Source organism: Agromyces sp. Root81, assembly GCF_001429165.1.
Lineage (GTDB): Bacteria > Actinomycetota > Actinomycetes > Actinomycetales > Microbacteriaceae > Agromyces.
Window position 1 is genome coordinate 299,456 of record NZ_LMIR01000001.1, and the last position, 14,829, is coordinate 314,284.

Sequence of the window (14,829 nt, forward strand, 5' to 3'; positions counted from 1 at the left end):
GTTTCAGAGCTCCCGGCCCGCGTCGTCACTCGCCACGGCCGAGGGTTTCCTGCCCGATCCCGCCGAGACCTTGACGATCCGCTCCGCTCGCGCGATCGAGATCGACCGAGGTGCGCCAGACGCTCATGACGGTCGCGTCGAGGCGCCGGAGTTCTTCCTCGATCGCCGCCCGGTGCTCGGGCCGCACCGTTGCGAGGAGCTCCTCGAGCACTGCGCGGAGCCGTCGCATGACCTGTACCGACGTGGCACCGAACTCGCGGATCTCCGTGAGCCCGAGCATCACGAGGTCCTCCCAGCGGCGTGTCACGATGACGACCGCGGCGGTCACACCGGGTTCGGTGGTCTTCGTCCGCAACTCGAGGTCGGTCCGGCCGACCAATCCGAGAACGTCTCCGATGTGGTCGAGCACTTGCACGGCGGTCGTCGGATCGTTCACGGCCGGCGAGAGCGCCTTGTTGGCGATGTCGACCATCATCCGCAATGCGAACGTCGGATCCTGATCGAATGTGCGCTCGTCGCCCAAGGCAATCATCCCTTCGAGCTCGGCGGCTGCGCTGCTTCCGAACTCGCCTCCGAACACGAGCACGACCGGTTCGCCGGTGTGCACGAAATCACCGACCGGATGAGGCAGCACGAGTTCGGAGCCATGCGTACGGGCCCATACGACCAGCCCGTCGGGGTCGATGGCCTGAATGGCGCCGCCACGGCTCGCCCCCACGATGAGCACTGGATCCGCGCGCAACGAGGCGTACTCCCATCGGATGTCGGCCCGGTCGGCGAGGCGCACCGTCTGCATGAATGTCGCGCGAGCTGTGCGTGCGACGTCCGCGGCGACCGCTGCTGGCCTGAGTCGGCGGATGCAGCGATCGAAGAAGACGATGAAGACGAGGAGGCACAACGAGACCAGGACGCCCGACAACGTGACCCCGAGGTTCGGCACGAAGTCGTCGCCGATCCGCGAGAGGACCGCGAATGAGAACGTGAGCGTGCCGACGAGGATCGCGAGCGTCGTCTTCAACAAGGGGTCGCGGTACCAGAGGCGCATGATGCGAGCCGAGAACGTTCCGGTCGCCATCTGCACCACGAGCACCGTGACGGTGACGACGAAGCCGGTGAGCGCGGCCGTGGCACCCACGATCGAGGTCAGCACGGCGCTTGCCGTCGACGGCGAGTACTGCCACACGAACGGTGTCGTGAGGAGGTCGTCGACGATGGACACGGCTGAGCCGAGCATCACCCCTGCGAGCGCTCCGAGAATGGGGATGGCCCAGAGGCCCTCGAGGATGTTCTCCCTTCGGCGGAAACGGGTGCGCCAGGTCATGGCCCTCCTCCTATTGCAGCGCGGAGGTGAGCCGGGCGACCCCGTCGAGGAACGTGGCCGACGCGGGCTCCTTCTCCCACTCCTCGAGCGTGAGACGGCGGCCGGCGTCGCGGTAGCCCTGCTCGACGGCGCGCATCTCCTCGACGAACGAACGACCCCGCACGAGCAGGGTCACCTCGGCGTTGAGCGCGAACGAGCGGATATCCATGTTGCTCGAGCCGATCACGGCGACCTCTTCGTCAATCGACAGATGCTTGGAATGAAGGATGAACGGCGCCGGGTAGAGCCAGATCTGCACCCCCGCGCGCAGCAGCGGCTCGTAGTACGACCGCTGGGCGTGCCACACGGAACCCTGGTCGCCGATCTCCGAGACGAACAACTGCACGTCGAGGCCTCGCTTGCACGCCGACGTGATGGCATACATCATCGCCTCGTCGGGCACGAAATACGGACTCGTGATGATCACCTTCCGCTGTGCGGAGGTGACCAGGGTCAGGAAGTGGCGCAGGTTGTTCTCGTCGTCGTAGCCGGGACCGCTCGGCACGACCTGGCACACGAGCGTCCGATCGGATGTATCGGCAGGCACGTCGGCGGCGCGCAAGTGCGCCTCGTCGCCGAGGAGTTCGCCGGTCTCGGTGTACCAGTCGGAGAGGAAGACCCCGTTGATCGCCGGCACGATCGGGCCCGTGACCCGGGTCACCAGTTCCTGCCACTTCAGTCCGCGCTTGAGGTTCTTCGGCGCGTTGTAGGTGCGGTCGATGAGGTTCTGCGAACCCATGAAGCCGACGTACCCGTCGACCACGAGCAGCTTGCGGTGGTTGCGGAGGTCCGGTCGTTGGTACTGGCCCTTGAACGGTCTGACGGGCAGCATGTAACTCCACGGCACCCCGATCCGATCGAGTTCGGCCACGGTCTCCTCGTGCCCGGTCACGTTCCTCGATGCGATGAAGTCCATGAGGAGCCGGACCCGCACCCCACGCTGGACCGCGCGTTCCATGGCCCCGAAGAATCCCTTCGTCGTCGCGTCGAACGAGGCGATGTAGAACTCGACATTCACGAATCGCGTTGCGGTGTCGATCTCGTCCGCCATGGCATCGATCGACGACTCGTAGTCGCCGATCAGCGTGGCGGTGTTGCCGCCGACGGCGGGCAGCGCCCCCAGATCCTGGTTCTGGCGCACGAGGGCGGAGAACCAGTCGGGCCAGGTCGATCGGTCGGTGACGAGCTCGACTCCCTCGGCCTTCTCCTTGATGATCCGGTTCAGCTCGTCCTGACGCTCTCTCCGCTTCTTCGGGAGCTTCGAGTTGCCGATGAGGAGGAAGAGGATGATGCCCACGAACGGGATCAGGAAGATCGCGAGCAGCCAGGCCATCGCCGCGGTCGGTTTCCGGCCGCGGGGCACGATGAAGAGCGCGGCGATGCGGATCGCGAAATCGAGCACCACCACGATTCCGGCGATGATGGGGAACTGCTCGCTCATGAGTGCGTCCCCGGTGCCGAGGACGCTGTGCCGGTGAGAGTCACGGCTCGTCTCCGCGTCATGCCGGATCCACGTCGGGCAGTGCCCACGTGCCGTCGAACGCCGGTGCGGTCGGACTGTACAGGCGGAACATCGGGTAGAACCCCCGCCCCGGTACCGTTTGAATCCAGTTCGTCTCCGGCGAATCGGCCGGTTCGGGCGCGAGGAACAGGTCGAGCGAACCGTCCGCATTCACTGCGAGATCGTCATACCCGGAGCGTGCAGCATCGTTCGTGGCGTTCTGCACCATCGAGCGTGTCGCAGTGTCGTAGAGCGTGAGCGACCAGAACGCTGCGGCCGGGGGATTCGCCGGGATGTGCAGTCGATAGGACCTTCCCCCGTCGAAATGGTTGCCGTCCCGATCCTTGAACGCCTGGATGTACGTCGCTCCAGGCCCCGGCTCCATCCGCCCGATTCCCGGGGAAAGATAGATTGCGCCATACGTGTACTGCAGGCGTTCGTCGAGCTGGCTGTAGTGCTCGGCTTCTTGATCGGGCCTGACGAGGATCACCCAGTCCCATTGCGTGCCCGGGAACGCCGTAGCTCCGCTGATGCGCGAGGAGTTCTCGTACATGACGTTGCGGGCCATGGCATCGCCGAGCTCCAAGGCCTCTTCCAGGATCCTCGTCTGACGGTCGTCGGGCCGGAACGGCTTGCCCTTCTCGATTCCGAGCGGCTTGAGCATCGCCATGTGGAACCGGTCGTGCTCCTGGACAGGGTTGTTGTCGATGACGCGCGACAGTCGTTTCCAGAACTCCATTCCGCCCGGAGGTCTCGTATCGATGGGAGCGCCCGAGATCGAGACGAATCGGTTCGGCGTAGGGGCCTCGCGATCGCTCCATGGGTAGACCTTGACGTTCCGGATGCGCTGCACGGCGTCCGGAACGTCGCCGTCCACGATGATGCCGCGGACCAGCATGTTGTGGTCGTGCATGTGCGCACGCACCGTGTAGTACCCCTCGTGCACTTCGTCGCCCTCATGGCCGGGCGGCAGCACGAGGAACTTTCCGCCGTCGCCGGCGTAAGGCCCGGGGAGGCCGACGTCGACGAGCGATTTCTGCCAGAAGTCATCGACGAGCCCGACGATGGCCCCGGGCGGGATCTCGATGACTACCGGTCCTCGTGAGACGTCGAAGTTGACGAAGGCGTAGATCGTGGTGTCGTTGGCGGTGAGCCACAGCGATTTCGGATCGACGAAGTTGTCCGCGATTCCGAGATCGAAGGCGTCGATCCCGAGGTCGTCCTTTGCGACCAAGCGGATGGACTCGAATGACACGGCCGGGTAGGCCCAGAGGTAGGCCTGCACGGCGCGCTGGAAGTCCATCTCGTCGAAGAGCCGCTGAGAGGTGTCGGGAGTCGGACACCCCACGTCGTAGTGCAGCGGGCCGATTCGAGAGTCCACCGTGTCCGGGAGGGCCGGGATCGTGCGGTCGGAGTGAATCATGACTGATCCCCTTGGGCCTCGTCCTCGAGCTCGGCGACTTCGAGCTCCTCCAGCGCGATCTCGGCCGCGAGAGCCTTGACGATGTTGCCCGTCGCCGCCGCGACTCGCGCCGTTCCGACGATGGGCGCGATCGCCGTGAGGACTCCACGGAGGCGCTCAGCATCGAGCCCGACTTCCCCCGCTGCCTCCAGGTTGAGTGCATAGGAAACCGGAGGGGCTCCGACGGCGACCAGCGCGGCAACGCGCACCAGAACGAGCGTCTGGACGTCGAGGCTGGAGGCTTCCAACGAGTCTTCGGTCATTCGTGCGAGCAGCTCGAGCACGGGAGCGTCGTCGTCAGTTGCGTCAGTCATGATGGGTCCTTCCCCCTGTTTGATGTGCACTTGGAGCGTTGCAAGACTCCACGCGTCATTGGACGCCCCGGCATCCTGCGTCACATCACTCACATCGAGTGAAACCCCGTGGCGTGCAGTGAGATGCGGTTCGAACCCTCGTACGGAGCCGGCGGTGACGGTGTCCCGAGCCGTATATCGCGGATCGTTCACATTGGGTGATCCGGCCTTCGGTCGGCGCGAAGAGACTTCGACCCTCATGCGCAATCAGCGGACAGATGTCCTCTCCGGCGACGAAGCACCTCGCCTCGACGGGTTGCGTACATAAGAAGGGAAAACCCATGGACGGCACGAGGCCCTTGGGGGGCATGGAGGATCTGACACCGTTTTCGACTCCCGACACGGTGGACAGCAGAGTGGGCACGTTGGAGTTCCGCGACGGCGCCCCGGCGGACGCGACAGCGGCGCTGCTCTACGATCACCTCGACTTCCTGCACGGTGTGGAGGCATTCCTGGGGTCGCTGCGCGTCGCCTCTCTCGCCGCGGTACGCCGTGGTTTCCTGGGTGCCGGCGTCGAAGACGGCGAGTTCATGCTCTTTCCCGAGCTGATGGATTCGTCATCGCTGTTCCTGACGGCGAACTGCGACACGGTCTACTTCTGGGGCTTCATCGACCTCGGCAACGGACCCGTGGTCCTCGAGATCCCTGCGCTTGGCGCTCCGAGCGGGATCCTCGGCACGATCGACGACATGTGGTTCCGATGGGTCACCGATGTCGGCCTTCCTGGTCCGGATCGCGGAGAAGGCGGACGCTACCTTCTCGTTGCTCCCGACTACGACGGTCCACTTCCCGACAGCGGCTTCCACGTGTTCCATTCCCGGACCCGACGGGTGACCCTCATCGGGCGGGCGTTCATGATCGACAACGATCCGGCGGTCCCGGTTCAGGTGATCCGGGAGGGGGTCAAGGTCTCGCCGTACGTGCCCGGAGCATTCGGCACGGCGGTCGCGAGCTTCCTCGATGGACGGGCGCCACTCGCCGCCGCTCGGCCCGCGCCGGAGACACGGTTCGTCGAGGCCACCGGAATACCGGTGAACACGCTCTTCCCGAACGATTTCGGCTACTGGGAGCTCGTGCACCAGGCGCTGCAGGACGACCCGCCCGATGCGGGAGACCCCGAACTCCTCGGTCTGCTCGCTTCGGTCGGCATCGCCCACGGCGAACCCTTCGTGCCCGACGCCCGGATGCGGAAGATCTTGGAAGACGCCGTGGAGGTCGGCAACGCCACCGCGCGGACGGTCACCTTCGCCGCCCGACCGGAAGAGGGCTTTGCGTACTACCCCGACTCGCAATGGCAGAGCGCGCTCTTCGTGGGCGGCTACGAGTTCCTCGACCCGCCCCCCGCCATCACCCCCGAGGGGCCAGTGCCCGCCGTGCGCAGCGGAGCGCGCAAGCTCGACTCCGCGACCAACTTCTTCTACATGGCGACGGGCATCACCCCCGCCATGTGCATGCGGCTCACCGGCATCGGCTCCCAGTACATCTTCGCGATGCGAGACAGCCGGGGTGAATTCCTGGACGGCGGTCGGAGTTATCGACTGACCCTGCCACGCGACATCCCCGAGTCTCGCTTCTGGTCGCTGCTGCTGTACGACAACCAGACCCGATCGATGCTGCGAACGGATCAGCAGTTCCCGCGTGTCGGAAGTCAGTCCGGCACGATCCAGTCGAACGCGGACGGCTCGACCGACATCTACTTCGGACCCACCGCGCCCACCGGCATGGAGAGCAACTGGCTCCAGACCGTTCCCGGGAAGGGGTGGTGGACGATCCTCCGCCTGTACAACCCCCTCGAGTCGTTCTTCGACAAGACCTGGCAGCCCAGCGAGATCCAGCCGATCTAGCACGGGGCGCTGGCACGCGATGTCGTGGTCGATGCGCCTGATCCGTTGCGATCGGATGCGGATGGGAGGGAACCCTCGATGACCATCGAGGAAGGCGACAAGCACGATGACGATCTGACATCGTGGCGTGAGGACACCTACGCCACGCGCCTGAGCCGGCTCAAGCAGCGCCGCCGCGACGTCCTGGCGGTGGGCGCGGCGCTCACCGCTTTCGTGGTCGCCGTCGCCGCGGGTGGCGCCGCCGCCGGCATCTACAACGAGGTACCGGGCTGGCTGCGCGCGATGATCTTCACGTTCATCATCATCGCGGGCAGCGGCCTCGCGTTCGCCTGGATGCGCTTTCAGGAAGAGTCGGAGCGCATCGAGGAGGCCATCGAACGTCGCGGTGACCTGGCGACGACACGGATCGGCAACCGTCGCCCGCCCCGGCACGCCGACGCATTCTGGGTCGTCGGGCTGGTCTGCACCGGTCTCGCTCCAATTGCGTTCCTGACCGCGGCCTGGTGGGCCGCGTTCTGACTCATTCCACCGGTTCCGACTCCGGCTCGTCAACGGGGTCCGGCTTGCCGGAGATCAGGGGAAGGGCCCATCGGGTGCGGGGGTCCGCTTCGACCAGAAGCGCCCTGGTTAGCAGGGTGAGCGGCACGGCCAGGAGCGCGCCCAGCGGCCCGATGACCCAGGTCCAGAACACGAGTGAGAGAAACGTGATGGTCGTCGACAGGCCCACGGTGTCGCCGACTACGCGGGGCTTGATCACACTGTCGCTCAGGAAGTTGACCGCGGTGTAGACGACGATGACCGCGATCATGAGCCCGGGGCCACCGTGCAACAGCGCGATGAGGGCGGGCGGGATCACTCCGATGATGAAGCCGACGTTGGGGATGAAGCTGGTGACGAAGGCGAGGACGGCCCACACGAATGCGCCGGGGACGCCCAGGATCAACAGGGCGACGCCGTCGACGACCGCGACGCCGAGTCCGAACACGGTGTTGACGCCCATGTAGTTCCGCGTGCTGGCTGCGAAGTTATTGAGCGCGGCGACCGGGTTGGGAAACCGATTCCCCAAGGAACGCAGGACCTGTCGGGTGGCATCCGTATCGAACACCAGGAAGAACAGCACGGTGATGAGGAACACGAGGTTGGTCAACACGCCAAGTGTGCCGCTCAACAGGGACGTCGCGAGCGCCGCGATCTGCCCGGGGTCGATGGCGTCGACGACGGCGTGGATCTGATCCGGCTCGACTCCGAGCTGGCTGAGTGCGTTCCCCGCGTTCACGACGGCCTCGTCGAGCTGGTCGGTGTACTGGGGGAGCAACGCGGCGACCTGCGCGACGGAGACGATCAGCGCGAGGGTGAGGAGGAAGATCAGCAGGTAGGCGGCCACCAGCATCACGAGTGAGATGGCCCATTTCGGAAGGCGCGTCCCCTCTAGCCAGAGGCGGATCGGATGCAGGCTGATCGTGATGACCAGGGCCAAGAAGACCGGCCCGATGATGTCGGCGATGGCCCTGGTCCCGGTGACGGTGATGGTGAAGGCAGCTGCGCCGAACAGGAGCGTCAGGGCGAACGGTCGTGCCCGTTCGAAGGCGTCGCGTGTCGAGCCTGGTCTATTTGTCATGGCGTTCTCCTGTTTCGATGTGGGTCGGGCGCCGTTGGCTACCGCGCCGTTGCGGCCAGGCACTGCTGCGGCGACCGGTCTGCACGGTATTGCGACCGCGTGTGCCCGGCATCACACTCTTCATACGAAGCGTCCTTCGCGAACTGAGCCGGATGTCTCTTCTGCATCAGAGCGTGCGGGCCCCGGCCGCGGGCCCGGGTCCGGTGGCGGGTCTGATCCATGGGGATGAGAGTCATGGCAGCAACCGAGCAGTAATCGAGACGCCGCGGCGGACGACGACGCCGAGTGGGTGGTCCCGGTTAAGTGGGTCCGGACCGTCCCCCAGAAGGACGCGTACTGGGGGAGAAGGGACTGTTCGCGAAGCAGAACAGCGCTTGCAAGCTCCGACAGGAGTCCACGCTCGAACGACTCACTCAGCATTTCGATGTGCATAGCGACGGCGAGTGAAGGTCGCGGATTCACCGTCGAAGCGCCACTGCGGCGTTTGATCGCGAGTTGATCTTCCTCAACGCAACCGCGGGTGAGTCATCCGTACACCGATTTCGTGAGCCCAGTCGATGGTCCGACACATAAGCAATCGAGCGCGTGGAATTGGCCCGCGACTGCACCACCGTGTGTTCTCTTTTGGGTTCGCGGACGAATTCGAGCAGTCGGTCTGTGTTTGCTCCATGCGTGCGTGAGGCGAACTGAATCCGATACTTCGCTTGTCGTGTGACGCGAGCCTGGCGGCTCGTCGCGTCTCCTCGGCGGCAAGCGGGTGGTTCAGGTGAATTTCGGGCAGGCCTCGACGGATGCCGAGAGCGGAAGTCACTTGATGCGTGGACGGTTATTGGTCGTTTATCTACTCGATCTGGCTCGAGGGGAGCCGAGGTGTTTCGATACACTCGATTCAGGTTCGACGAGAAGAACCTGATCAGGTCGAGATCTCTCGAGGTATCGCGAGACTTTCACGCCTGGAGAGTGGCTTCCGGCGTAAGCCATCGGTCACGGGTTCAAGTCCCGTCCGCCCTACTCCCAGAAGTATCCGATCAAACGGGGATTTCCAGCGGACTGCTGATCGTCTCCCGCCGTAGCGATGTCACGAGACGTGGCGAATCTGTCACCAACGCTCTGCGTAGACAGCGCCGAGAGCGTCAACGGCGGCTCCTGTGGTGTCGTCCTGAGCGTGTGCATACGTGCGCACCGTGACGCTCGGATCGTGCCCGGCGATACGCGCGACGACCGGCACCGGCACGCCCTGTTCGAGGAGCAAGCTGAGGGCGGTACCCCAGGTCAGGAGCTATTTCGATTCTCCTGTACTCACTATCTCGCAGGTGTCATACCCGACTACGCAGCCCTGATCGCTTCGCCGATGACCGCGCGCGCGTCGGCCACGACGCCATCCGTTTCGTACGGCTCCCAGCGTTCCAACTGAGACAGGGTCCAGTCCCAGTGCGAGCGCCGAAGGGTGATCGGCAACAGATGCTCGGACGGCGGCCAGCCGAACTGGTCACGGTCGCCCGAGTAGGCCGCCGACGCGCGCCAGCCCGCATCCCGAACACAGGATCCGGCGCTCACCGACTCCATGATTCCATCGACAACATCGACAGCCATCGAGTTATCCACGCAACCGTCCACGCGCTGCCACAAACGCACGGGCATCTCGATCGTCAGGTACTGCACGCCAGCATCTTGGCAGAATCCCGCACCCATTCCAGCCCGAATTGTCAGACACGCCCTAGTTCTCCTCTTAGTCAGGGCGGGGTCGAACTCTTAGTTGGGAGGGGTCGAACGCACTCGGGCGGCGTCATTCGACTGCGTCCACGGGTTCATTTCCCCACCTGAATCCAAGTTCCAGCCTGTGCCATTGTTCGCCCGCCAGATGGACGATGCCCTCGGCGCTCTCAGCAGGTCTCCAGCCCGCGAGCAGCGCAGAGTAGCAATACTCCAGAACAACGACCTCGTATGTGAGTTCGCGCCGTACCACTTCGCGGTCTGGCACGGGGTCTACCCGACCGGCTCGTACCACGGGACCACATACTCCGTCCGGGCCGCTATCCGCGTCTCCCGCGCCTTCAATCTGTACACCTCGCCCCTGGACTCGACGACTACCTAGCCTGGAGGCCGCCCCATTCGTCTTCCGTCACCGGCGCTTCTCGTCCGTCGAACGAATCTCCAACGAACCGCACGTATCGAATCCCCATTTCGCCATCCTGCCCGAGTCTGCACGCGAAAGCGCCAGGCCCGTTGGGGGTGGGGGGGCTTGATCTCAAGCCTGAGATCTCGTCACTGGCCCTTCGGCTTCGCCTTCGTGTCGGTTCGAACGGGATAGTCGAAACGCCCGGGTGACGCATCGTCGAGCAACCAAGCAATCTCGTCGGGCTCGAGCACGCCAGCGAGCCCCTCACGGATGTTCATTGCTTCGAGGTGCGTCGAGTAGGCGCCGCTCAGCACCTTCACGAGCGGCTCCTTTCGCAACCCCGACGCGAGCACGATCCGGAGAGTGGGAGATCGTCGACCTTCGAACTCGGCGAGGAAATCTCCAAGTCCTCGACCACCACGCACCCGATGTACGGCTCCCATCCAGGTGGCGAGGTCTCGTAGAGGGCCTTGATGAGCCGGGGGACGAGATCGTGTCGCTCTCGGACGATGTGATCGACGCGTTCCCAGTCGTAGTCGCCGCCTTCGGCGTTCCACCATCGTCGGGCGATCGTCTTGAGCTTCCGGTTTCTCATCGCTGCCAGATCCTACCGCTAGGCGCAACGCCCGACCGCGATCTCGGCGCGCCACCACTCGAGCGCGAAGACGGCCAGCGCGACGAGCACTGAACGTCGTTTCGATTCGGGAGGAGTGGGGTGTTCTTGTCACGGCGATGTCACAAACACTCGTGCCTGTGACACACACACGACTGCACACGCAGAGATCTGATCAGCGCTTCTTGCCTTCACTGAAAGGCAGAGGCGTGTTGCGCTCTCCACTTCTTCACCGTTCATTGCTGGGATGCCGCGCGGTGTAGCCCTTCTTCGGGAAGGGTTACAAGAACGCCATCGACGACCAGACGTACCCGCTCAGATCGGTCAACGGCGCACCCGATAGCGCAGGTGAAGCACCCGGTCGCCCTGAATCACCACGTCAGGATCCTCCAGCAGATGCTGTGCGTGGACCGACCCGAAGTAGCGCTTGCCGGACCCGAACACGACGGGTGCGACGTCCATGCGCACCTCGTCGACCAGGCCCGCGGCAAGCATCTGGCCACCGACGTCACCAGCGGCGACCTCGACGATGCGGTCACCCGCAAGCTCTTGCGCCATGGCCATGGCTGCTTCGACGCCCTCGACGAAGTGGAACGGTGCCTCGCGGTCCCATCCCTCGGGCTGCTGCCGGTGCGTCACGACGACCACGTGGTCGATCCCGCTCGGAGGCTTCCCGTCCCAGCCGTCCGTCAGGTCGAAGACGTGACGGCCGGCGACTGTCACCCCGATCTGGTCCCAGTACGGACGGGTGTAGTCGTAGGACGTCTGCGATACCGTCAGAACGCCGCTGTCGTCCAACGGGACGTCACCGCTGGACAACCAGTCGAACAGCGGGCCGGGCTGGTCATTCTCATCCGCGATGAAGCCGTCCACCGACACCGAGCCGTACATGACCACCTTGCCCACGGGGCTCTCCTTTGCTCTGGAGTGCCCGCAAGTTTAGCGTGTCGTGAGCTGTCGCTCTTGGAAATCGTGGCCGAAGTGGGCCGGGCGAAGTAGCCTGCTGCGGCACCGGCGAGGTCGCCTCAGCCACCGGCTGCCACGCTCAGGTCGCCGATCGCCACTCGGTGTCAGTCGTGAGGTGGGCGACGCAGTCGCTTGACGTCGGTGCGCCGCTTCTTCGCTTCCAAGCGCCGTTCCTTGGCACCGCGACTCGGCTTCGTCGGGCGTCGCGACGGTGACGGTGGCCGCAGAGCGTCGGCCACGACGGCGGCGAGCCGAGCGCGCGCAGCATCCCTGTTGCGCAGTTGCGCGCGGTGCTCGGATGCCGTGATCGTCAGTACTCCGTCGGCGACGCGACTGCTCAGGCGCTCGAGGAGTCGCTCTCGCTGGAGCGGAGAGAGGGCGGTCGAGCCGGCCATATCCCAGACGAGTTCCACTCGGGAGTCGGCAGTGTTGACGCCTTGCCCGCCGGGACCGGATGACCGCGAGAACCGCCAGGACAGCTCAGACTCGGGGATCGTGAGTCCTGAGTCGATCCGAAGACCGGGACGGTGGGATGCGGGCATGGATCCATCATCCTCGTTGCGCTCGAGATGCGCGTGCAGACGGATCGGCCAACCTACTGCGACCCCGCCCAAGGCGATTTCGTCCGCTGCCACCCGCCCAGGGACATCCGGCCGAAGTGCTTGAATCGTGGCCGCGACCGGCGCACAGTGGAAGGAGAGAGGGAGGCCGAATGCGCGACTGGATGGCTCACCCGGATGTCATGCCGATCCTGTCCCCGGGCCGGCACCGCTCGCCACGGCGTGGGGCCTGCTTCATGGAATTCGCGTCGTATCTCGCGGGGGAGCGTTGGAGCGACCATCCCGCATGCACGCACCGCACCCTTGCGCATCTCGCGAGGATGGTGAACGACCAAACGAGCGAGGCCGGCCGCGCCCGGCTCACGCCGCTCATCCCGACGGTCATCGGCCTGACGAGCGACGACCCGCTGCTCGACGTCCTGCTCGCCGTGCGAGCTGCCACTGCCGCCCTGCCGATCGCCGCTGAGGAGCGCCAGCATTCGCTGGCGGTGGGGGTGCGCGTCGCCCTCGAGGTCCTCGCGGATCGCGACGACGAGCTCGCCGCGGAGTTGCGCGAGCTGGCGGAGGCTGCCCTCCGCGCCGCCCCTGCCGCCGATACCTGGGCAATCCGGTTCATCGAGGAAGTCGGTCCGGGCCGCCCGGGCATGACCGTGCGGCAGTGCTGGGCTCTCGTGACCGGCGCCGTCGATGGGATCTCCCGGGCGTGCGTCGGGGATCCCGACGATCGTCTCGTCGCCCTGCTCACCGCCGCCGTGTCGGACACGGCGCGCTTCGTGGATGCGGATCGAGGTCGAACCGGCGACAGGTGCGCCCATGTCGCTGAGCCGGCCACGTCCATGCTCGACGCGTGACGACGGCGGTGCGCCTCAACCCCGGGCTCGGGTTGCTCGCTCCGCCCAGGCGACGGCCGTGGCCTCGACGAGCGGCGCCCATGCGGAGGGCTCGATCCCGAATGCCGCCGTGGTGTCGGATGCATCGACGATGAACGGCCGCTCGAACTGGTAGAGCACGCCGGCGACCTCGCGCAGCAACGGAATCACCGTTCCTCCGGCGGTGAGCACCCAGCGAGGCACCGTGCGCAGCTGCGGTTCACCGGTGCCGGCGTGGGCGCCGAGCTGTCTCAGGACCTCGCGCACGCTCACCGGCGGATTCGACGGGACGAGCCACGCGCTGCCCCAGGCGCGTTCGTCGCCGCCCGCGGCGGCGAGCGTGCGCGCGATATCCTCGACCGCGGTCCAGGAGTGCGGCTGGTCGGGGTCGCCGAATACTGAGGCGGTTCGGCCCGCCAGCGTCGCCGCCGCGTACCGCGGCAGGAGACCGTTGGCAACGGGCGTGGTCGGTCCGATGTAGTCGGAGGCACGCACCTCGGTCGCCCGCACCAGACCGGCGTGATGTGCATCGAGCGCGCTCTGCCACATCCGCGCCCGCAGCACGCCCTTGTGGTCGGACGGCGCGAGTGGCCGGTCTCGCGTCATCGGGCCGTCGATCGGGCCATACCCGTAGAGGTTGCCGAGCGTCACGAGGACGGCTCCGGATGCCTCAGCGGCCGCGAGGATCGAGGCGGCGAGCGGCGGCCACAAACGTTCCCATTCGGTATACGCGCCGGGGTTGGCGCAGTTGTAGAGCACGGCAGCACCCTCGGACGCGCGCGTCAGGGCATCGCGGTCGGCAGCGTCGAGCGCGATCCGCTCGATCGACGGATCCTCGGGGCCGCGGCCCGACCGGGTCACCACGTGCACTGTGTGGCCGCCGCCGGCCAACTCGAGCGCGAGGGCCGTCCCGATCGGTCCGGCACCGACGACGACGTGGGGTTTCGAGCTCATGCGTACCAGTCTCCTCGAAGCGAGTGGCCGGGCGGTGAACTCAGCGGATGTCGCGGTCGCGTCGACGTGAGCGCGGCTCGATCCGAACCCCATCCGTAGTGCAGGGTATGTGTATGCGATCGATACTCCGTGCGTCTACCGAGTCGGGTGAGACGTGGGACGACCCATCCGAGGATCTCCTCTTCATTCTGCTCGAGGACATCGAGGGTGGGAGGGAGCAGTTCCTGATCCTGGAGCGACTGAGCGATGCGTCCCAGCAGACGTACATCCAGACCATTCGCAATGATGACGGCAGCTATTGCGTCGAGCGACGTGACGGTGGACCCGACAGTCACTGCACGACCAACGCGACGGACATGCGAACGGCGCACGCCGTGATCTCATCGTGGGCGTTCGACCTGCCTGCGATGGCGCCGCCGGTGGTATGGACGCCGCTGCGACTCTGACGACTGAAGTCGGAGCGAACGTCACACGCCGGCGAACGCGCCCGCAAGACTGAGCGGCGCCACCTCGTTCGTGCCGAGCGGTTGGAGCGCAGTAGGTCAGGGCGCTCCGTTCGGGACCAACCGTACTCTCGCGATCTCACGGCGTGGAACTGGTCGCCGATCCT

Annotated in this window: 14 protein-coding genes and 1 tRNA gene; 5 read left to right on the forward strand and 10 right to left on the reverse strand. The window is 65.7% G+C overall.

Annotation, left to right across the window (positions count from 1 at the left end; all coding sequences use genetic code 11):
- Positions 1-25: 25 nt before the first annotated feature.
- The 4 genes from ASE14_RS01460 to ASE14_RS21060 are packed head-to-tail and all read right to left on the reverse strand — an operon-like array spanning position 26 to position 4,877.
- Complete coding sequence (locus ASE14_RS01460) at positions 26-1,321, reverse strand: DUF2254 domain-containing protein (protein WP_056649744.1); 1,296 nt, start codon at positions 1,319-1,321, stop codon at positions 26-28.
- Between the two features lie 10 nt (positions 1,322-1,331).
- Positions 1,332-2,801, reverse strand: coding sequence for a cardiolipin synthase (cls, locus tag ASE14_RS01465; RefSeq protein ID WP_056649747.1), 1,470 nt, complete (start codon positions 2,799-2,801; stop codon positions 1,332-1,334).
- Between the two features lie 58 nt (positions 2,802-2,859).
- Positions 2,860-4,284: a DUF1254 domain-containing protein gene (locus ASE14_RS01470; RefSeq protein WP_056649750.1), complete on the reverse strand. Its 1,425-nt coding sequence runs from the start codon at positions 4,282-4,284 to the stop codon at positions 2,860-2,862.
- A complete protein-coding gene (locus ASE14_RS21060; protein ID WP_235511044.1) occupies positions 4,281-4,877 on the reverse strand; it encodes a carboxymuconolactone decarboxylase family protein in 597 nt (198 codons plus the stop codon). The genes ASE14_RS01470 and ASE14_RS21060 overlap by 4 nt, the downstream gene beginning before the upstream one ends.
- Before the next feature lie 143 nt (positions 4,878-5,020).
- On the opposite strand from ASE14_RS21060, the gene ASE14_RS01480 reads away from it, so the two are divergent.
- Together ASE14_RS01480 and ASE14_RS01485 are read left to right on the forward strand one after the other, a co-directional pair.
- Entirely contained in the window at positions 5,021-6,520 is a 1,500-nt protein-coding gene (locus ASE14_RS01480) for a DUF1254 domain-containing protein (RefSeq protein ID WP_200953245.1), read from the forward strand.
- Positions 6,521-6,544: 24 nt separating this feature from the next.
- Positions 6,545-7,039 (forward strand): hypothetical protein, encoded by a 495-nt coding sequence (locus ASE14_RS01485; RefSeq protein WP_157372710.1) that lies wholly within the window; start codon positions 6,545-6,547, stop codon positions 7,037-7,039.
- A 1-nt stretch (position 7,040) separates the two neighbouring features.
- Here the strand turns inward: ASE14_RS01485 and ASE14_RS01490 are convergent, their stop codons facing one another.
- Positions 7,041-8,201 (reverse strand): AI-2E family transporter, encoded by a 1,161-nt coding sequence (locus ASE14_RS01490; protein WP_157372711.1) that lies wholly within the window; start codon positions 8,199-8,201, stop codon positions 7,041-7,043.
- A gap of 852 nt (positions 8,202-9,053) precedes the next feature.
- On the opposite strand from ASE14_RS01490, the gene ASE14_RS20270 reads away from it, so the two are divergent.
- Positions 9,054-9,149: transfer RNA gene (locus ASE14_RS20270), tRNA-OTHER, on the forward strand.
- Positions 9,150-9,464: 315 nt separating this feature from the next.
- Here ASE14_RS20270 and ASE14_RS01495 read toward each other — a convergent pair.
- The 4 genes from ASE14_RS01495 to arfB form a co-directional block, all read right to left on the reverse strand.
- Positions 9,465-9,800, reverse strand: coding sequence for a hypothetical protein (locus ASE14_RS01495; protein ID WP_056649760.1), 336 nt, complete (start codon positions 9,798-9,800; stop codon positions 9,465-9,467).
- Positions 9,801-10,403: 603 nt separating this feature from the next.
- Positions 10,404-10,577: a hypothetical protein gene (locus tag ASE14_RS01505; protein ID WP_157372712.1), complete on the reverse strand. Its 174-nt coding sequence runs from the start codon at positions 10,575-10,577 to the stop codon at positions 10,404-10,406.
- A 617-nt stretch (positions 10,578-11,194) separates the two neighbouring features.
- Complete coding sequence (locus tag ASE14_RS01510) at positions 11,195-11,776, reverse strand: dihydrofolate reductase family protein (RefSeq protein ID WP_056649767.1); 582 nt, start codon at positions 11,774-11,776, stop codon at positions 11,195-11,197.
- Between the two features lie 164 nt (positions 11,777-11,940).
- Positions 11,941-12,378 (reverse strand): alternative ribosome rescue aminoacyl-tRNA hydrolase ArfB, encoded by a 438-nt coding sequence (arfB, locus tag ASE14_RS01515; RefSeq protein WP_056649770.1) that lies wholly within the window; start codon positions 12,376-12,378, stop codon positions 11,941-11,943.
- Positions 12,379-12,716: 338 nt separating this feature from the next.
- Here arfB and ASE14_RS01520 point away from each other — a divergent pair, with 338 nt between their 5' ends.
- Positions 12,717-13,247 (forward strand): hypothetical protein, encoded by a 531-nt coding sequence (locus tag ASE14_RS01520; RefSeq protein ID WP_235511045.1) that lies wholly within the window; start codon positions 12,717-12,719, stop codon positions 13,245-13,247.
- A gap of 15 nt (positions 13,248-13,262) precedes the next feature.
- Here the strand turns inward: ASE14_RS01520 and ASE14_RS01525 are convergent, their stop codons facing one another.
- Positions 13,263-14,219 carry an NAD-dependent epimerase/dehydratase family protein gene (locus ASE14_RS01525; RefSeq protein WP_056651621.1) on the reverse strand — a complete coding sequence of 319 codons (957 nt, stop codon included), beginning with the start codon at positions 14,217-14,219 and terminating at the stop codon, positions 13,263-13,265.
- Positions 14,220-14,332: 113 nt separating this feature from the next.
- Between ASE14_RS01525 and ASE14_RS01530 the strand changes: the two genes are divergently transcribed.
- Positions 14,333-14,665: a hypothetical protein gene (locus tag ASE14_RS01530; protein ID WP_200953246.1), complete on the forward strand. Its 333-nt coding sequence runs from the start codon at positions 14,333-14,335 to the stop codon at positions 14,663-14,665.
- The last annotated feature ends 164 nt before the right edge of the window (positions 14,666-14,829 follow it).